Raw genomic sequence first — 16,663 nt, forward strand, 5'->3', positions numbered from 1 at the left:
CGAACCTGCGTAGCTGCGCTCCGACTGCCTGTCCGGATGAGCGTGGAACGGGTGTCCGGATGTTGGTGGGCTGAGTGTCCAGATGGCGTGGAATCCGCATCGAGACGATTCACCGGGGTAAGAAATTCACGTTATTGGAGATTGCCGAGCATCCTAAAGGCGTGGAAGGCGTCATCCTTAGATCTCTTTCCGACCTGACCTTTCACAATCCTGCCACGATCAAAAGCGTGTTGTGCGTTTTGATTGGTGATCGCATGAAGGATTTGGACGTGTCGCCCATTGCTCGAATCTGCAAGGTGCGCCATGACATCGTGCATCGAAATGGAAGGACGATCGACGATGAAGTCATCACTCTGGAGCCCTACGAAGTTTTCCGGGCCATGGATACCATCGACGCTTTTGCGTCAGACGTCAGTCGCCGGATCCGCGAAACCTTGAACGAGATGGACATAGACTTCTGAGCGTTCTGTTCAGACGCTCAGAGGGCGAACATAACAGAGCCTCATACCTCGTCCCGCCATCGCAACGGACAGATCCATTCGTATGCGGCTACGGGCCGTGTGAAGTCCGCGAGGCCAAAAAATATGTATGGCAAGCCCATCGGATCGACCAACAATGCGCGGGTACAGCTCGGGGGTAACTGTTGAATCCAGATACATAATGAGTCCCGTGCCGGGTGGCCCAAAGCCTTGATGGTGGAGACGATGCAGCGCCCTTTGTTGAGATAGTACCCAAAAGACATCTCCCTTTGGGCCAGTGAGTACTTCGGCTTCGAAAGCACGTAGCAACGCGACAGGTCGAAGCATCGGTCGTACTCTTCATGCCAGCTCTTCAGAGCGTTCTTCGTCGGTAACCCAACTGACGAATAGTTACCCCGATGCGCCTCCCCAGTTTGATGTAGAGTTTTACCGCTCGGATGCAGGGCTTGGCTGAGGCGAAATAGGGGACTGTCGGATTTATGTGTGCGAGCCGTTAATGGCCTGCCGCCATGCAGGCCATGCTGTTACCAGGTCGGCATGATAAATCGATCTTCGTCACGCCATGCAAATGGTTTAAAGTCACGCCTCGTTTACCCAGCACTGGATCACCGTATGGACACACAGATCACCTTGCGCGACCACTGTGTAGAATTCCTCCCGTTCAGGTTTCAGGGGTTCTGGGAGGAAGGCAATTGCTTTTTGCGCATCATCAGCCGCAATGGCAAAATCGTGTTTCTCTGCTGCCAATTACCCGACTATTACGGCACCTCGGTGACCAATGCCGTTGAAAGCATCAAGGCAAAGGCCATTGATGCGTTGCTCCGTGCGTACACGGATGAAGGCACGGCGGTCATGGAGACTGTCATCAAGCCCGGGTATTTCGCACGACTGCTGCACCGTCGGGATTATTTCGACCAGCATGCAATGCAGGCGGCAATCGCCTATATCTGCAAACATTCGATGTGGATCGAGCACTACCCTGCGGGTGTCGGCCTCGCGCACTCGGGCTCTTATGCAATCGTGCACTTTTCTGAAAACGGCGAGCCCAGCTGGAACTATGTATCGCCCGAGTATCTGCAAAGCCAGGTGCCCGGCATTGATCTGCAGGTTGCCATAGAGAAACTGCGCCAATGGACATGACAGATATCAGCGCTGCTAAGTTTGTCGCGCACGCGCATGCCTTGCATTGGGATGGTGGCATGTCGTCCTACGTTGATGTCGCCCGCCTGCTGTTGGAGCTCAATACCATTGTGAAAACAATGGCCAAGGGCAATATGCAACACTTCCATACGCACGAGCGCTCGCTCTACGTGCCGCTCAAGGACGTGCTCGACGCTCATCTGCCGGCCCGCGGCTTCGTCAACGTCGAAAACGTGTTGCACAGGACTACAGCCTCCAGCCAAAAAACCGATCTGTCGCTGCGCAATATCTCGCAGTTGCGCAAGGCCCGGTTAGCCAAGGACATGGAGTGCACGCACTTTGTCGAGATTAAGTCGGTGTTCCACGGCGAGGCGCTGACCCGCGCCGCCATCGAAGACGATCTTGTCAAATTGCTGGCCTGTGAAGCGGCTTATCAATCCGTCGGTTTTTTCGCGCTGGTAGGTTTGCGCAACGATCTGCAGCGCAACAAGACCGACCTGCAGATACTCGGCGCCCTCGGCCAGAACAACGATCCCTTCATGGTGAAGACGCGCCAAGGCACGACGGTATGGCTGCGCCCCGCCGGCTCCTACTTGGCCGACGAGCCCTTCGTGTATGTGTGGGAAGTCTCGGCCAGCAACATATTCACCAAGGCGAGGCGCTCGGGGTGCAGTTTTTCGTTGTTTCAAAGGCGCATTACGTGAAGGTGTGACGTTGGCTCGCCACAGAGTGCGAGTGCCGGGCTCAGCTGGGTTGGGTGAGTATAAGTGAGGCAAAATCCATCAAATTTGTAATCCGCCCAGCCCCAGATCGATCAAGGTGCAGTCCGTTGATTCCCACCGCTCTGGGGCCATGACAATCACAGCGTAGCGAGTCCCCGACCATTGCTATACGCTCATCACCAAACCGCTCGCCAATGCCCACTCCAAGCAGTTTGCAGGCACTGCGGTACATAGCCGGATCCGGCTTGAGAGCTCCGAGTTCATAGCTTAGGGCATAAGCGTCCAGTGTAGGAAAAAGACGCTTTATAGCTGCACCATACGGCGCTGCAAGATTGCTGCAGACTCCCACACGCACCTGCTGTGCCCGTAACATTCGAATGGCTTCAAGGGCATCAGGGAAAGCTTCAATGCTGTGAACCTCACGATCAAGGGCATCCTGGATTTGAGCAAGCCGCTCTGGCCGAACCGTGATCTGGAGAAGCTCAGCAGCCTGAGCAAGATCGCCATCAAACGTCATGAGCGTTTTAACGTCACTTGGCTTCGGATACCTGCCGCCCCGCAAGCCCTCTTTCAGTAGACTGCGGTAGGGATGCGTGGCAGATCGAATTCGAACGATTGTCCCGAACGCATCAACTAGCACTGCTCGATAGTTCATCGATTGCTCACGCTACGCGATTATCGTACAAACTGAGGGTCTCAGCACTTCGCACGGCGTGCACTTTCGTCACCCTTGGGCAGCCTCAACAATTCAGAGTCGGGGCAGATCAGAACGTATACGCTTTGGGTAAGCGTGAATGCCAGGAGATAGCCCGAGCGCGCCACGAACTCTGAAACATCGGATGTCCTGATCAGTCGGCCATTGGCGAATCGGTCTTTGTGATCAAAATAGATTCTCCCCACCAGCGAAAAACCCATAATCTCGGGTTCATTCATGTACCCGGTAACCGTCACTCCAAAATCAACCTCGAATGCATCCATCACTTCCTTCGGTATTTTGATATTAGCCGACGAACGCATTCGGTTAGCCTCCTCGTTATTTAACGACAATCCCATGCTTAGAAAAGTCATCCAATAGCCGCTTTTGACTTAGCATGACCGGAACCTTGAAGATATTTTGATAGCCGTACCATACCCCCCAAGGAATCAGCACGAGACCGAGACCAAAGGTAGCAGTCGCCGCAATGATTCCTCCAGGGATTGATCCAAGCGAATACAAAACCCCTTTAATGACAGTCGATCTGACGATGAGTTGCATATCACCAAGATCATACTCAACCTTACCGTACATATTTTCGAACGCAACAACAATGATCGATTTTTTCCCAAGGTGTTTAAAATACCAAGTTCTCGGGATATCTGTACGGAGCGCTCCTTTATCTGACAGATACCTTGGTATCACCACTTCTTTAAAGTAAAACGTTTTTCCCTCCTCATCCTCAAGTCTCACACGACTATAAAGCGCATCGATATCTCCAGAGGCCCGCAAATTGAAATTCTTCACAACAACTGTCAGCTTCTTAAGATCAGACATGCATTTTCCTTAAGCATTGCCGGACTAATATCTGGCGATTTCGCGATAGTTTATCTCTCGGATGACTGAGCACTCGGCAGTCCGACATCAACTGGCTCGAAGGATCATAGTCTGCGGCACCCCACCTACAATATCTTCAATGAACATCAAGTGACTGACGATCACGTAGCAGGATCCGCTTTCCGTCAACAACAGCGTGTATCCAGCTTCTTGGTATGTTTCAACAATCTGGCTTGTAGTAAACGCTTCACCGTCCTCAAAGCGATTCAGGCCGTCGTTAAATATCGCCGCTCGAACCCCATCACCCTTAGGCCGTGCGTCCAGCAAAAAGCCGGTCACTACTCGCTTGAAATCTTGCTGCCTAGCTTCATCTAGCAGCGCTAGGTAATTACGCATATCAATCCAGTCAACTAATTAATATCAATCATAAAGTCATCAATAAAACCACACTGCTCACCCGGATAACCTCTCGGATTGCTAATGAGTCGGCAGCCTTCCACCATCACATCAACATGGCTATGGGTGTGCCCAAACACCCATATGTCAGCCTGACGAATGAGTTCTGGCCAGTCATTTGAATAGGCCGGCATCAGCAGTGAACCCTGCTCTGGCCCACAGTAATTGACCAAGGGACAATGATGAGTGATGACAACGGTCTGGCCATTGAACTCCTTGGCTATCTCTTCATTGAGCCACTCGTAGGTTCGATGATTTCGACTGATGACGTCGCTGATACTCAGCGCCCTATACCCCTCACCAGCACGAATCAGGCGGAAGTCATTCATGCCTCGCCTAGCCTCCTGGGATGCCTGGTACACGCTTTCGCCCGTTGCGAAGTCTGTCCAGGCTGTAGCCCCCAAGATGCGTACCTCACCCATCACGAGGAACTCATTTTCAAGAACATGCACATTACTGCCTGCCGCCAACTGCTTCATCGACTGAAGGGTGCGGTCAATGTGGCCTTTGTAGAATTCGTGGTTCCCGCATATATAGGCGACTGGCACATCAAAATTTTCCTGTGCCCAGGTCACGCCTCGCCCTTTGGTATGAATGTCGCCAGCAAGGATCACGAGATCAGCGTCATCGCCCGCATAACCTGGGGGGAAGCCAGACGGCATTTCGATCTCTAAGTGAAGGTCGGAGTAGATCCGGACTTTCAACAGCAAGCCTCCGATTTTTTGGTAAAACGGGAAGGTCTATGAGGCTTTCCCAATATATTGATGCTGCCGCCTGAGGCATTTCGTAAACCGAACCAAGCACGCAAGGCTTCACCAAATTATTTAGCCAAGCATTTCCCAGTGAGGGCAGGCTCACCTATCCCTACGCGGGCAGTCACACAGTCGCATACCCACAAAGACACCCTTCCGCATGAATATACGGGTTTGAATCGAACCATGCAAACGCGGCATACAGTCAGATTTACTGGTATCGGTCGCCCATGCTCCGGATAGCGTTCGCCTCAACACTGCGGTTCATGCGCCGCCATAGCTCCGTTCTCCAGACCGACTTTGAAGGCGGTGTTTCGCAATCTCACATCAGCAGATTGGAAAGGGCTGAATCCAGCGTCACGCTGGAGAGAGTAGAAGAGATCGCCGCACAGTTGAAAATTCACCCCCTGTCTTTAGTCGCGCTCACATGGGCAGCGAGTGAACAGGTTGCGCCGGCGCAATTGCTGGAGCGTGTCCGTCAGGAGCTAGAGTCGGTCGATGGGCTCCTCCAGCCAATCGTTATTGACAGACAACCCGCTATACATCCCCGGATCCTGGAAGGGGGAAAAGTGCGTGAAGAAGTCCAGCGCTTAAAGGCGCTCGGCCATAGCAAGGCGGAGATCTCACGGATCATGGGAATTGCCAAGTCGACAGCCGCTCGCCACTGGTAAAACTCTCACCAGCGCAGCTAGTCATGGTGATGATTTTCGTTGATTTGTCGGCGCTTGTGTCTCGGAAGTGTTTAGCTCGGATTTTAGTACTTCTGGGGGCAGGGCTGTCTTTGTGAGTTCAGCGAGAAACCGAAATCAGCGAGCGCTTGCTGCCTGTTCGATCTGACGCGTCAGATCCGCCACCTCGATCGAAAGCGCACGATACTCACCTGTGATCTGCTCCTGACTCTTGTTTGCCAAAAAGAACAGCTTCTCTGCGGCACGGGTCACCAGTGCATGGAGTTGGTCGCCAGCCGGAATCTGATTCGCCTCAACCCAGCGTGCAATGCCACCTGCAGAGAGCCCAAAGAGCTCCTCCCGCCACCCAAGCTTATTAACGATATTGAGAACATTTCTCTGCGCATCGATGCGATTGTTAAACTCACGCTTCATTCGTGCTCTCCTCCAGGTGACCCAGCCACGCCCGGATCGCTTCAACGGCGCTAACCACCGTAGCGATCTCCTGTTTAGATATTAGACTGCCATAGCCGCGAGACGACAACAACCGCGCTCTAACCAAAATTTTGTAAGCATCATTAGACACTGGCAAGGCAGGCTCTATGTTTAATGCAGAGTAACGGGAAAATTCAGGCTTCCCCGAATATATCGAGTAGCACATTGCAGCATTGCGCACAGCAAGGAATATACAGGACACGTTGAATACAGCATTTGTCTCTTCATTAACCAGTGCCGAGCTAGCGCCTTCAAAGAGCTCGATGAACTTTGCTAAATCAGCTTTGATTTCGCTATAGCTCGCGGGCGCGCCGAGCTCTGCTAGGTAGTTCCTACCATCTGAACTGAAGACTAGTTTAGACTCAAGGTGCAGGTGCCAGACAAAGGGATTACCCACATCCCAGAGGTCACGGAGCTTGTCATAGGTGTATACTGAAAACTGTTGAGTATCTACAGTCGGTTCGTCTTCATCCACGCACGCTAGCATATCGACATCAGACCCCAGATCGATCTCACCACGACACACCGACCCGAAGGCGTAAATATGCATCATCGCCTCCCGAACCGCTTGACCAATATGGCAGTCAAGAAAGCGAACCCAACAAGACGAAGTGCCGCAACTCCAGAAGATAGAAGCGATGGAACCTCAGCAGGCAATGGCACCACACCCAAAAACATTGCAGGAGCGGTGTAGAGGCTGTGCAAGAACTCCGCAAACAGCCTCGGCTCTTTCATATAGAACATGTTGACAAAACCAACTACCAAGATCACTAGAATGATTGATCTCATAAGTTTAGCGATGCTCTCACCATTGCCCCATATGAAGTCAAACACCTTAAAGTCAGCCCACTTCAAAAGCTGAGCAATACGGGCAAAGCCTGCGTATTTTTTACGATAGTAAGAACTATCGCTGCTCCACGACTCTTTCAGAAAGACGTCAGTGGCCTCAAGCTCCAGTACAATCGCACGGTTAACAGCTTTGGCATCGCCCACTTGCTGATAATTCATTCTCAACGTTCGTGCGAACTTCAGCTTTATATTACTGCGCTCTGGGGCAGCTTTAAAGATATCGTCATCTATCTGAGTACGTTCGAATATGGCATAGTCAAAGTTTGAACCAGGAAATGACGTTTGATTGAAATTGCAACCGACAAACTTGCAACCAACAAATATACAGGAATCAAAAACGCAATGATTAAAGTAACAGGCGTCAAAAATCGTCTGAAAAAACGAGACATTTTTGAAAGTGATATTTTTTGCACTAACTCGCGTTAGCAGTTTACGATAGAACGTTTTTTGATCGCCATCAATTTTATAATCGGGCGCATTTATCCGCACGTCTGTCAGCTTTTCACGACCATCGTCTTCGAAGAACTGTGACTTGGTTTTTTCAGCAACTGGAGCACTATCGTTCACTGCCACGTCGCCGGACGAAGAGCAGTTCTCATCGGCGGCGTGCTTGTCTCCAGCTGACGAGTTTCCAGCTTGGCCGTTGGGGCGCTGTTCAGCACTGTCCATTTCATTCGACGACATAAATCAGTCAATCCGTGGCTAATGAGCAAATACTAGGTAGTGAACGTGAGTGAGGCCTCGCCGCGTGGGCAACTTACCTCGTGTCTGGCTTGCGCGCTGCTTGGCTGATGTCATGGCTGGGCAAAGCTACTACCCTACTCTGAGGCACACAGCTACCTACCTGCACCGCGTACCGCCGCGACGCATTCGAGCGTGATTTTATCTGTTCACGGGCTGCTGGGATAGGATTGTTGACTGGGTTTTAGCAAATATTGATAGAGAGCCTGTTGATTCGGATGTCGTACCTGGCCGGAGATTTGTCCTTGATCGGTGGGCGTTATTGCAGGGCAGTTGGTGTCGTCGCCTGCCTGGCAGCCGTACGTAGACGCTTACGTCTACCATACTTGGAACATCAAGATACCTGCCGCTAATGAGGCTTGCACAACCTCTGCCGCCTAATCAGCTCCAAGTATCCGGACTTTGATTTCGATGTTACTTATCGACTTTCGCTTGAACGCTATCAAGAGTCGATTCGAAGGGTTGAAGAAGCCAAAACGGCAAAAGCCGCAGCAATGACTGACTTCGAAGTGATGGTGATGGAGCAGATCCTAAACAAGGAGCAGCGGCGTATTCGGGCAAACCTGGGAGCACTTCATACGGCACTGGGTGAGATAGGGTTCATGTGCAAGTCGCGCTTGATCGACTCATTGGGCGGGACTTCGTTAAGAATCTGTATCCAGGCATGCTTCATCAAAAGTACCAAGTTATGGCACCTGGCAGAGCGTACTACCTTGCAACGCTGGAAGGATCAGCCTGATCGGCGCTGGCCTGAGGTGTGACAGGGGAGAGGTGTTGTCAAAAACTTGCATACCAGAAACGAGGAGGCCCCGCAGAACGGGGCCATCACATAACCTAGTCTCTTCACCGCTTCGTGTAGCGCGGGAGTGGAGGTTCCTAGGGCTGCATCTTCAGTATAGCGAAGCGCTATCTTTTTCGAAACCCCAGATTGGGATTTGAGCGCCAGCTTCACGCCTCCTGGGCAGGATGGCGGGACTGTAGGCGCATAGAGAAGTATAAGGAAACGACACTGGCAAGAAACTCAAACGCCAGAAAAGAGGAGGCCCCGAAGAACGGGGCCGTCACATAACCTAGTCTCGTCACCGCTTCGTGTAGCGCGGGAGTGGAGGTTCCTAGGGCTGCGTAAATAGATTACCAGCCTTGGCGCGCACGTCAACCCCCAACATGGGAAATGAGGGCTCAAATCCTGACCTGAGAAACGAAAAAGGCGGACGCGCCAGCACTAGGCCAGCCTGCACAAATTGCCATTGAAATCGTCTCCGCCGGCCTGCGCACCTCTAATTGGCTAACTGCGTCTGCCACCCATGGCATTTTGCTTTCCGCTCGCGAATCCTACCTGTACCATCGCACCCGCGTGTGAAATTTCGCCGCGTTAAAGGGAGCTTGCGGGTAGATGGTCTGGCAAACGTTGGAGGCGAAGCTCTCCACTCCAAGAATGAGCCGCTACCTCAAGGGGCATCAGGGTAATCAAGACCATGCGGCTCAAGCCTATGTGCATAACATGAGGATCGCGGAGTCCCTGGTTTCGATCTTTCACGTGCTTGAAGTAGCACTGCGTAACGCGGTTCAGCGTGAAATGGTACGTGAGTACCAGCGCGAAGACTGGTTTGAAGAGTTTGATGGCAGCACCAACGGTGACCTCGCCTCCAGCTACCAGAAAGTGGCAGAGGCGCGGACGTCTCTAAGGAAACGAGGGGTGACCGCCAGTGCGGACGACATCACCGCCGAACTGAGCTTCGGCTTCTGGACATCGTTGTTTAACCGGAAAGCCTTTCCGGACGTATCTAAACCCCTTATGCGGGTTTTTCACTACGCTCCCAAGAATTCCAAGAAGGCAGATGTCATCCGCAGCCGTCTGAACAATGCGAGGGATTTGCGCAATCGATGCTTCCACCACGAGCCGCTTTTGTGGCAACCGATCTACGAGCTACATCGTGACATCACGGAGATTGTGCAGTGGATCGATCCTGGCTTGTGCGCCTGGCTGAAAGCCCATGACCGACTGCCTTCAGCAGTGCTCGACTGGAACAACTGGAAGGAAGCTGCCAGGCGCGCCGCTGCCCAACCTGCTCCTGCCAAAGCAGCAGTCGCTACTGAAACTAAGGCTGAACTGAAGCCGGAGGTGGTTACAAAGGTTCAAACCGCTCAGGTCGAAGTTGCGGCGGAGGGTGATGAGAAAGCGCCGGCAGCCAAGCCTGAGAATAAGCCTCGGCACAATAAGCCAGTGGTGAAGATTTCCGTTAAAGTGAAAGCGGATGCTCAACAAAAGCCAAGTGCAAGCCTGGCGCCACAGCGTGAGCCTGCCAAAGTTCGACAAGTCGGGATTCCGCCGGCAACTGAAGCTGCAAAAGATCCGCAACCACAGCCCACGGGCGAAGCCGGTACACGGCCAGTTTTGCGGCTGAAACGCAATGAATCGGACGATTGACTGATGATAGTGTCAATCAACAGACCGCCGGGCCAAGGTCGAGCATCTCCTGAACGCCTGAGATATTCGCAGCCGGGCCTTTAAGGCTTGAAGTTATCATGCCTTGAGGGCCGCCCGGACTGACCTGTGCCACTGGCCATGGATACAATACCCCACAGGGAAAAATATGAATTTCACACCAACTCAATATGAGATGTTGATACAAGAGCTGCATCAAAGACTCATAGATGACGAAGGGTTTTCGGGAATCCAAGTCAAACACAACGTTACGCTAAGGGGAAAAAGTGGCGCAAATCATCAGATTGATGTTTGCTGGGAATTAATCATTGCTGGAGCAAAACAGCTATTCTGCGTCGAATGCAAATATTGGAAGAACCGTGTCAAAAAAGAGCACGTCGCTAGCTTCCAAACAAAGCTGCAAGACTTAGGAGGCGCCAAGGGGATTTTTGTTACAACAGAAGGTTACCAAGAAGGTGCAAAGTTGCTTGCTGCAGAGTATGGAATAATACTAATCAGTACGAATATCGAAATGGCCACTGCCGATGCTACGCTCGAATTCGTGGCTAGGCACCAGGAGGATATAATAGTTGATTTCGAGGCTTGCGACGAAGAAGCTCACGCTCATATCGAAATCATCCAGCAACAAAGCCCGGAGGAAGTTAGAATCTTTGACGAAAACACGGAAGACGTAGGAACATTTTCTGACTTATTAGAACACCTCTCCCACGATGAAGAGGGGTATTATTCTGAGCGCATCAAAAACTTCTACATTCTTGCTGCAGGAAGGTCAGTCGAAATACTAAACATACGATTCTATCAAAAGATCACTAGATTTCCGGGAATGGAACTACATGGAACCCATGAGTTCGCAAAGGTGGTAGCAAAATACATATTAGAGGATCGGGAGATTTCAGCATCACTTTCTTCCCATAGGGGAGCCTCAACTTGAGCAATCTCCTCATCAACAATAAAAACCTCTTGTAACTAATAGTTTTCAGGCGCAGGGCGTGAATGGCAGCACAGCTGCCCCAACATAGATAAAAAATTATCTGGCACACCAATCATATCTCCTAGACCACGAAAGCCGGAATAATCGTTATAGCATTAACAGTTAATTCCTTTAGCGCAGCGGAAGCCTTACTCCCGCTGCTAACTTAAACCTGAATTTAACAGGTAACTATGGCAATCTATGGTGTAGGTTCGAATTGGGATGGAGCTGAAGCATCCGACATGTTCTTCCAAGAAGGCAAATTTATTCTTGGGTGGAATAAAGAAAGCGCAGAAGATCTTTACTCATTTATCTCCAGCTTGAAAGTTGGTGACATTCTGTACATCAAAGCAAATCGACCAGGTTCGCGGAGCATACGAGTCAAGGGTATCGGCATCGTCACGAAAAATCTGATGTCCTGTATTCTCAAGGGAGACCTGGGCTATGGCTCTATCAAGGATTGGAACTCGCTATTTGTGAGTGTGACCTGGGTGATACGAAGCGAATTCACGATCAACATCCCAGAGAATGAAGGGCGATTGACCAATGTCAGGGCCGCAACTCTCTACGAGGAGCACCTTCCCTTCGTGCAAGAGCACATTATTAAGAGTTTGCTGAAAGTTTAGTTTGGATCGCCCGTACCATAACGAATCCAGGAACGATCCGGGTATGCAGACAATGGTAAGCGTCTTGGCATCACACCTTGTCCGAACACAATGGTTTGACGTAATGGTGTTCATTTTTACCTAAAAATTTAGGTGCGATCCCTCTCGACCAGTTCGAGATACTGGGGAATGGTTGTCCCTGATAGCGTTTTAATCATTGTGAGAATCGTGTTTTTCTTTAGGCCCATTGCCACCCCTTTACGCTCGCAGACTGTAGCGAACCCTTGAGATTCCCAGAAACGTTTGGCCCTTAAGTTATCTGTGACCACTCCGATGCGAAGCCAGCGTGCTCCTTGAGTCACGGCCCAGTGCTCGGTTGCAGCATAGATTAATTGGGCATCACCTTTTCCATGACGGCATCCCTCCAAAATCAGAAGTCCGATATGCCAGACGCCCTCAATAAACAAATCCTGAATAATATGCTCTACTGCGATCAACCCAACACCTTGCTCACGAAAACCGATAAACCACTGCCTACGGCAAGCCATCCCGTCCGGTATCTTTAGCTCTAGCTCCGTCGCAGCTTCGTCAGGCCGTGCAGGTTCTCCGTGACAAATCAAAAAGTATTCGGGATTGAGGTCGAAGAAATTTTGTAGCTCGGCAGCATCTGCTGAATACAATTCACCAGCGTGAATTGTCGGGTTCGCAACTATGGGTAACTGTGAGGTTTGCATTGTTTGTACCCCGCGTGCGTTTGAGGATCAATCTTACGTGACTAGACCGGTTTCCAGTTATGCGGCAGTAACTGACCAATCTTACTTGCCCGATGCGTCGGCAAGCGCGTGAGAACATCTTTCAGGTACGCATACGGGCCATGGCCGTTGAGCCGCGCAGACTGGATCAAACTCATGATCGCAGCCGCCCGTTTTCCGCTGCGCAGTGAACCTGCGAAGAGCCAGTTCTTGCGACCAAGGGCCCATGGCCGCATCTGGTTCTCGGCCCAATTATTATCTATGGGTACGGCCCCGTCATTGAGGTAGCGCGACAGTGCTGCCCAGCGCCTCAAGCTGTAATCCAACGCCCTGCTAATCGCTGAGCCTTCGGGCACGAGATCACGCTGGGCGATCATCCAGGCATGCAGCATTTCCATCACCGGTACGGCTTTTTCTTGCCGTATTCGGTGTCGTAACTCCGGTTCCAGGTCGCGGGCTTCACGTTCTATTTCGTACAGCAACTGAATGTAGCGCAGGGCCTGTTCGGCAAGCGTGCTCTTGTTCGTGGCATGCAGTTCAAAGAACTTGCGTCGCGCATGGGCCATGCAGCCGATCTCGGTCACGCCGAGTTCAAAGCTGGCCTTGTATCCGCCAAAATCATCGCAGACCAGCTTGCCCTTCCAGTCTTGCAGGAAGTCGCGAGCATGCTCACCGGCGCGGCTTGGGCTGAAATCGTAAACGACAGCCGCTGTTTCGCAGAACTGGCCAGTGGCATAAGCCCAAACATAAGCACGATGAGTTTTCTTCTCACCCGGTGAAAGCACCTGCACCGGTGTTTCATCGGCGTGGACTATGTTCTGCCCCAGTACTACATCGCGCAGTGCATCGGCCAAAGGCTGCAGCTGCACACCGGTAACGCCAACCCACTGGGCCAGAGTAGAGCGCGAAATGGCCAGCCCTGCTCGACCAAAGATCGACTCCTGGCGGTAAAGCGGAAGATGGTCAGCAAACTTTGCGATCATGACATGTGCCAGTAAGCCGGCCGTCGGGATGCCTTTGTCGATGATCTGCGCTGGAACAGGTGCCTGAATCAGCGTTTCACAATCTTCACACACCCACTTGCCACGGACATGGCGCTCGACGGTAAACACGCCGGGCGTGTAATCCAGTTTTTCGCTGACGTCCTCACCGATACGTTTGAGTGTGCAGCCACATGTGCATTGCGTGTTGTCCGGTTCATGCAGAATCAACGTGCGTGGAAACGCTGCTGGTAATGCAGTGCGCTTCGGCTTTTTTTTCTCGGTCGCCACAGGCACTGTTTGTAGAGCCTGAAGCTCTGCTTCAATCGCTGCAATATCAGTATCGATCAGATCATCCAGCAAACTGGTTTGCTGGGGGTTCAACTGTTCGCTGCGCTTGGCAAACTTGAAGCGCTTGAGCTGGGCGATCTCGTGGGTCAGCTTTTCGATAATCGCCTGATCGTGATGGATCTTCTTGCCCATCGTCTCGACTTGCGACATCAACTGCGCAGCCAAAGCACGCAGTTGGTCGGGGGATAAGTGGTCGAGAGTGGGCAAGGAAGTCATGCCGTTGATTTTGCCAGAGCAGACGGCGCTCGACGATACACCGATAGGCTAATGGCAGAGGTTAAAGCAATGTGATCGCACCGCCTGACCCAGTGCGCTGCCACGGCAGACCCAGTATCAGGGCGTGAAGCTGCTCAGTTTCGAGTGCCATTTGCGAACCATTGCGCACGCTTGGCCAATGAAACTTGCCCTGATTCAAGCGGCGTGCCGCCAGCCAAACGCCAAACCCGTCATGCACCAGAACTTTCATGCGAGTGGCTCGGCGGTTGGCAAACAGATAAGCGCAGTGCGGCTTCGCCGCACCAAAAACAGCGATCACTCTGGCCAGCGCCGTCTCAGTGCCTGCGCGCATATCCATTGGCTCGGTTGCGAGCCAGATGGCATCGATACGAATCATCGCAGCAAGTCTCGAAGAAAAGAGGCGCAGGCCGCAGCACTTTCAGTTGGCCAGTTCACTTTGACAGTGCCACGAGGGTGCTCAATCTCGACGCAGATGTTCGGCGAAGCGGCGTGCTGATTTACTGCGTTCGTTGGCAGAGGTAGCGGAATGAAGGCAGGTTGAAGCGCTGTGCTTTTTGGCGCTTGCAACCGAATCCATTTGTGGACGAGGTTTGCGTTGAGGTTATGGTGCAGAGCGATGCTGGCAATTGAAGCACCGGGCTGGGCACACTCTTGAATGACCTGAATCTTGAAGGATTTGGAATAGGAACGACGTGTTGGCTGCATGAATTACCCGCTTAAAAGGCTAGAACTGGTGTCCACCTGAATTTAAGTGCACACCATGTCTGGGCTTTGCGGGGTTGGGTAGGTGACTTGGCCGGACGGATACAGACAATGGCCCTAAAAATCGCGTCTGGACTCGCCATCACGAGGGTTCATAAGTCGCCGGCTACAGCAGGCTGCTCTGCGAGAAATGAGTCATCAGTTCATGCGGCACGCGTGCATCCGCAGGTATCAGAACGATAATTTCGGCACCAGGTACGAGCGAATGAAGCTGAAGCTGCCTCATATCGCAGTCCATTCCCAAAATTATCAGACCTTTAGTAACGCCCCGATGGGCCCGCAAGACCTGTTGGAGCCGCGCCAATGGGTGCGCTCAAGCTTACGCCGGAGAAGGTGGCGCTTGATGAGAGAGGGCCAAGCCCGGTACCTGCCCTCAAGCGCCTGAGCTGGTGCCTGTACTCGATCCCTCTACAAGTCAGATCGACACAGGAGCCGGAATATGAGGGTGCGGGTCGTAGCCTACAATCTCAAAATCTTCAAACTTGTAGTCGTAGATACTCTCTGGCTTACGCTTGAATACCAACTTAGGCAGAGGGCGAGGATCACGAGTCAGTTGCAGCTTAACCTGCTCAATATGATTCAAGTAAATATGCGCATCGCCCATGGTAACTACAACTTCACCAACTCCCAAATCGCACTGCTGCGCCAACATGTGAGTTAAAAAACTAACCCCTGCTAGATTATAGGGATTTCCGAGCAGTAAGTCTGACGACCGTATATATAGATGCGCCGACAATTTATTGTTAGCCACATAGAATTGATAGAGCAAGTGGCATGGTGGCAATGCCATTTTCCCGTTCTGGGCATTCTCCTGAGGACTCAAAGACTCATCAGGCAGATACTCGACGTTCCACCCGTGGAAGAGAATGCGACGGCTGTTCGGGTTCGTCTTGAGGGTATTGACGACATAGTCGATCTGATTGACGGTCTTGCCGTCCTGGGTTGGCCAGGCAGTCCATTGCTTGCCGTAGATCGGGCCGAGATCACCGTCTTCGGTCGCCCATTCGTTCCAGATGCTGACGCCGTGCTCCTTGAGCCATTTGGTGTTGGTGTCACCGTTCAGGAACCAAATCATCTCGTTGATGATGCTCTTGAAATGCAGCTTCTTGGTGGTGAGGAGCGGGAAGCCATCTTCCAGGTTGTGGCGGAATTGGCGCCCAAAGACACTCAGCGTGCCGGTGCCAGTGCGATCGCCTTTCTCGACGCCATTCTCTAGCACGTCGGCCAGCAAATCGTGGTACATCTTCATTTCGGTTCCTCAAGGTTCGCGCTGACCAAATCCAGCGCGTCACGCAATTTCAAAATTTCAGTATCTTGCTCTTTGATCTTCTTACGCAGCTCATCTGCGACCTGCACGTAGTAGTCCCTAGACTCGCGGACAGTGTCCAATCGCTTGTCGAGCGTGGCACAAGAGTTCTCGGATTCCTGATGCCTATTGAACCAATAAAGCACTTCCAATCGACTCTTTTCAAGTCGTTGCATCAGAATCGTCTTGGGATCCTGTTTCTTCTCGGCCTTGACCCTCTGAGCGAGCACTGCAATGCGGCGGTTGTCCTTGATCGCCTCAAGCCGCTGCGCGGGGAAGTCGCGCTGCCGGATAGTGTTGCGATGAATGCCTGTGATGCGGCTTGAACGAGCCCCATGAAAGACAGGACACCGTTCCCCCCTTAAGATAAGGGATAGGCAAACGGGTATGTTTATGACTAACAGCAACGATAAGGGTGGCG

The 16,663-nt window shown here is 52.0% G+C and carries 22 protein-coding genes and 1 pseudogene; 8 read left to right on the forward strand and 15 right to left on the reverse strand.

Features of this window, described 5'->3' with window-relative positions; genetic code table 11:
* Positions 1 to 74: 74 nt before the first annotated feature.
* Entirely contained in the window at positions 75 to 461 is a 387-nt protein-coding gene (locus tag KDX37_RS27490) for a hypothetical protein (protein WP_231656375.1), read from the forward strand.
* Positions 462 to 590: 129 nt separating this feature from the next.
* Here the strand turns inward: KDX37_RS27490 and KDX37_RS27495 are convergent.
* A pseudogene (locus KDX37_RS27495) lies at positions 591 to 918 on the reverse strand (IS3 family transposase); the annotation flags it as partial.
* Between the two features lie 173 nt (positions 919 to 1,091).
* Between KDX37_RS27495 and KDX37_RS27500 the strand changes: the two are divergent.
* Together KDX37_RS27500 and KDX37_RS27505 are read left to right on the forward strand one after the other, a co-directional pair.
* Positions 1,092 to 1,619 (forward strand): hypothetical protein, encoded by a 528-nt coding sequence (locus tag KDX37_RS27500; RefSeq protein WP_231656376.1) that lies wholly within the window; start codon positions 1,092 to 1,094, stop codon positions 1,617 to 1,619.
* Entirely contained in the window at positions 1,610 to 2,323 is a 714-nt protein-coding gene (locus KDX37_RS27505) for a hypothetical protein (RefSeq protein WP_231656377.1), read from the forward strand. The genes KDX37_RS27500 and KDX37_RS27505 overlap by 10 nt, the downstream gene beginning before the upstream one ends.
* A gap of 40 nt (positions 2,324 to 2,363) precedes the next feature.
* On the opposite strand, the gene KDX37_RS27510 is transcribed toward KDX37_RS27505, so the two are convergent.
* The 5 genes from KDX37_RS27510 to KDX37_RS27530 form a co-directional block, all read right to left on the reverse strand.
* Positions 2,364 to 2,996, reverse strand: a complete 633-nt coding sequence (locus tag KDX37_RS27510) for an HAD family hydrolase (protein ID WP_231656378.1) — start codon at positions 2,994 to 2,996, stop codon at positions 2,364 to 2,366.
* 41 nt (positions 2,997 to 3,037) lie between these two features.
* Entirely contained in the window at positions 3,038 to 3,358 is a 321-nt protein-coding gene (locus KDX37_RS27515; protein WP_231656379.1) for a glycosyltransferase family protein, read from the reverse strand.
* A 16-nt stretch (positions 3,359 to 3,374) separates the two neighbouring features.
* Positions 3,375 to 3,872, reverse strand: coding sequence for a hypothetical protein (locus KDX37_RS27520; RefSeq protein WP_231656380.1), 498 nt, complete (start codon positions 3,870 to 3,872; stop codon positions 3,375 to 3,377).
* Between the two features lie 87 nt (positions 3,873 to 3,959).
* Positions 3,960 to 4,268, reverse strand: coding sequence for a hypothetical protein (locus KDX37_RS27525; RefSeq protein ID WP_054083453.1), 309 nt, complete (start codon positions 4,266 to 4,268; stop codon positions 3,960 to 3,962).
* Between the two features lie 14 nt (positions 4,269 to 4,282).
* Positions 4,283 to 5,032 carry a metallophosphoesterase gene (locus tag KDX37_RS27530; RefSeq protein ID WP_231656381.1) on the reverse strand — a complete coding sequence of 250 codons (750 nt, stop codon included), beginning with the start codon at positions 5,030 to 5,032 and terminating at the stop codon, positions 4,283 to 4,285.
* Positions 5,033 to 5,346: 314 nt separating this feature from the next.
* On the opposite strand from KDX37_RS27530, the gene KDX37_RS27535 reads away from it, so the two are divergent.
* On the forward strand, positions 5,347 to 5,751 hold the full coding sequence (locus KDX37_RS27535) for a helix-turn-helix domain-containing protein (protein ID WP_231656382.1): 405 nt from the start codon (positions 5,347 to 5,349) through the stop codon (positions 5,749 to 5,751).
* 135 nt (positions 5,752 to 5,886) lie between these two features.
* Here the strand turns inward: KDX37_RS27535 and KDX37_RS27540 are convergent, their stop codons facing one another.
* From KDX37_RS27540 to KDX37_RS27550, 3 genes are read right to left on the reverse strand one after another with little or no spacing between them, the layout of a single operon-like run.
* Entirely contained in the window at positions 5,887 to 6,183 is a 297-nt protein-coding gene (locus KDX37_RS27540; RefSeq protein WP_231656383.1) for a hypothetical protein, read from the reverse strand.
* A complete protein-coding gene (locus KDX37_RS27545) occupies positions 6,173 to 6,793 on the reverse strand; it encodes a nucleotidyltransferase domain-containing protein (RefSeq protein WP_231656384.1) in 621 nt (206 codons plus the stop codon). The genes KDX37_RS27540 and KDX37_RS27545 overlap by 11 nt, the downstream gene beginning before the upstream one ends.
* Positions 6,793 to 7,776 (reverse strand): pentapeptide repeat-containing protein, encoded by a 984-nt coding sequence (locus KDX37_RS27550; RefSeq protein ID WP_231656385.1) that lies wholly within the window; start codon positions 7,774 to 7,776, stop codon positions 6,793 to 6,795. Before KDX37_RS27550 ends, KDX37_RS27545 begins: the two co-directional genes overlap by 1 nt.
* A gap of 551 nt (positions 7,777 to 8,327) precedes the next feature.
* On the opposite strand from KDX37_RS27550, the gene KDX37_RS27555 reads away from it, so the two are divergent.
* The 4 genes from KDX37_RS27555 to KDX37_RS27570 all read left to right on the forward strand — a co-directional run bounded on the left by KDX37_RS27555 (position 8,328) and on the right by KDX37_RS27570 (position 11,875).
* Positions 8,328 to 8,594 (forward strand): hypothetical protein, encoded by a 267-nt coding sequence (locus KDX37_RS27555; RefSeq protein WP_231656386.1) that lies wholly within the window; start codon positions 8,328 to 8,330, stop codon positions 8,592 to 8,594.
* A 632-nt stretch (positions 8,595 to 9,226) separates the two neighbouring features.
* Positions 9,227 to 10,261 carry a hypothetical protein gene (locus tag KDX37_RS27560; protein ID WP_231656387.1) on the forward strand — a complete coding sequence of 345 codons (1,035 nt, stop codon included), beginning with the start codon at positions 9,227 to 9,229 and terminating at the stop codon, positions 10,259 to 10,261.
* Positions 10,262 to 10,427: 166 nt separating this feature from the next.
* A complete protein-coding gene (locus KDX37_RS27565) occupies positions 10,428 to 11,210 on the forward strand; it encodes a restriction endonuclease (RefSeq protein WP_231656388.1) in 783 nt (260 codons plus the stop codon).
* A gap of 230 nt (positions 11,211 to 11,440) precedes the next feature.
* Entirely contained in the window at positions 11,441 to 11,875 is a 435-nt protein-coding gene (locus KDX37_RS27570) for a hypothetical protein (RefSeq protein ID WP_054083461.1), read from the forward strand.
* A gap of 128 nt (positions 11,876 to 12,003) precedes the next feature.
* Here the strand turns inward: KDX37_RS27570 and KDX37_RS27575 are convergent, their stop codons facing one another.
* The 6 genes from KDX37_RS27575 to KDX37_RS27595 all read right to left on the reverse strand — a co-directional run.
* On the reverse strand, positions 12,004 to 12,588 hold the full coding sequence (locus KDX37_RS27575; protein WP_231656389.1) for a GNAT family N-acetyltransferase: 585 nt from the start codon (positions 12,586 to 12,588) through the stop codon (positions 12,004 to 12,006).
* A 41-nt stretch (positions 12,589 to 12,629) separates the two neighbouring features.
* Positions 12,630 to 14,153, reverse strand: coding sequence for an IS66 family transposase (gene tnpC, locus KDX37_RS27580; protein WP_231656390.1), 1,524 nt, complete (start codon positions 14,151 to 14,153; stop codon positions 12,630 to 12,632).
* 61 nt (positions 14,154 to 14,214) lie between these two features.
* The gene (gene tnpB, locus KDX37_RS27585; protein WP_231656391.1) at positions 14,215 to 14,550 is read right to left on the reverse strand and encodes an IS66 family insertion sequence element accessory protein TnpB; all 336 of its coding nucleotides are present in this window, start codon (positions 14,548 to 14,550) and stop codon (positions 14,215 to 14,217) included.
* Positions 14,547 to 14,879: an IS66-like element accessory protein TnpA gene (gene tnpA, locus KDX37_RS29470; RefSeq protein WP_099979530.1), complete on the reverse strand. Its 333-nt coding sequence runs from the start codon at positions 14,877 to 14,879 to the stop codon at positions 14,547 to 14,549. The genes tnpB and tnpA overlap by 4 nt, the downstream gene beginning before the upstream one ends.
* Positions 14,880 to 15,351: 472 nt before the next feature.
* Complete coding sequence (locus KDX37_RS27590; RefSeq protein ID WP_231656392.1) at positions 15,352 to 16,185, reverse strand: thymidylate synthase; 834 nt, start codon at positions 16,183 to 16,185, stop codon at positions 15,352 to 15,354.
* On the reverse strand, positions 16,182 to 16,663 hold a 482-nt coding region (locus tag KDX37_RS27595; RefSeq protein WP_231656393.1), incomplete at its 5' end, for a hypothetical protein. The genes KDX37_RS27595 and KDX37_RS27590, both read right to left, overlap by 4 nt.

Origin of the sequence: Pseudomonas californiensis (genome assembly GCF_021147775.1) — a bacterium.
GTDB classification, from domain to species: domain Bacteria; phylum Pseudomonadota; class Gammaproteobacteria; order Pseudomonadales; family Pseudomonadaceae; genus Aquipseudomonas; species Aquipseudomonas californiensis.

Coding starts and splice junctions, on each gene's coding strand:
- KDX37_RS27500 (WP_231656376.1), top strand. CDS start 1,092: ATGGACACACAGATCACCTTGCGCGACCACTGTGTAGAATTCCTCCCG.
- KDX37_RS27505 (WP_231656377.1), top strand. CDS start 1,610: ATGGACATGACAGATATCAGCGCTGCTAAGTTTGTCGCGCACGCGCAT.
- KDX37_RS27510 (WP_231656378.1), bottom strand. CDS start 2,996: ATGAACTATCGAGCAGTGCTAGTTGATGCGTTCGGGACAATCGTTCGA.
- KDX37_RS27515 (WP_231656379.1), bottom strand. CDS start 3,358: ATGCGTTCGTCGGCTAATATCAAAATACCGAAGGAAGTGATGGATGCA.
- KDX37_RS27520 (WP_231656380.1), bottom strand. CDS start 3,872: ATGTCTGATCTTAAGAAGCTGACAGTTGTTGTGAAGAATTTCAATTTG.
- KDX37_RS27525 (WP_054083453.1), bottom strand. CDS start 4,268: ATGCGTAATTACCTAGCGCTGCTAGATGAAGCTAGGCAGCAAGATTTC.
- KDX37_RS27535 (WP_231656382.1), top strand. CDS start 5,347: ATGCGCCGCCATAGCTCCGTTCTCCAGACCGACTTTGAAGGCGGTGTT.
- KDX37_RS27540 (WP_231656383.1), bottom strand. CDS start 6,183: ATGAAGCGTGAGTTTAACAATCGCATCGATGCGCAGAGAAATGTTCTC.
- KDX37_RS27545 (WP_231656384.1), bottom strand. CDS start 6,793: ATGCATATTTACGCCTTCGGGTCGGTGTGTCGTGGTGAGATCGATCTG.
- KDX37_RS27550 (WP_231656385.1), bottom strand. CDS start 7,776: ATGTCGTCGAATGAAATGGACAGTGCTGAACAGCGCCCCAACGGCCAA.
- KDX37_RS27555 (WP_231656386.1), top strand. CDS start 8,328: ATGACTGACTTCGAAGTGATGGTGATGGAGCAGATCCTAAACAAGGAG.
- KDX37_RS27560 (WP_231656387.1), top strand. CDS start 9,227: ATGGTCTGGCAAACGTTGGAGGCGAAGCTCTCCACTCCAAGAATGAGC.
- KDX37_RS27565 (WP_231656388.1), top strand. CDS start 10,428: ATGAATTTCACACCAACTCAATATGAGATGTTGATACAAGAGCTGCAT.
- KDX37_RS27570 (WP_054083461.1), top strand. CDS start 11,441: ATGGCAATCTATGGTGTAGGTTCGAATTGGGATGGAGCTGAAGCATCC.
- KDX37_RS27575 (WP_231656389.1), bottom strand. CDS start 12,588: ATGCAAACCTCACAGTTACCCATAGTTGCGAACCCGACAATTCACGCT.
- tnpC (WP_231656390.1), bottom strand. CDS start 14,153: ATGACTTCCTTGCCCACTCTCGACCACTTATCCCCCGACCAACTGCGT.
- tnpB (WP_231656391.1), bottom strand. CDS start 14,550: ATGATTCGTATCGATGCCATCTGGCTCGCAACCGAGCCAATGGATATG.
- tnpA (WP_099979530.1), bottom strand. CDS start 14,879: ATGCAGCCAACACGTCGTTCCTATTCCAAATCCTTCAAGATTCAGGTC.
- KDX37_RS27590 (WP_231656392.1), bottom strand. CDS start 16,185: ATGAAGATGTACCACGATTTGCTGGCCGACGTGCTAGAGAATGGCGTC.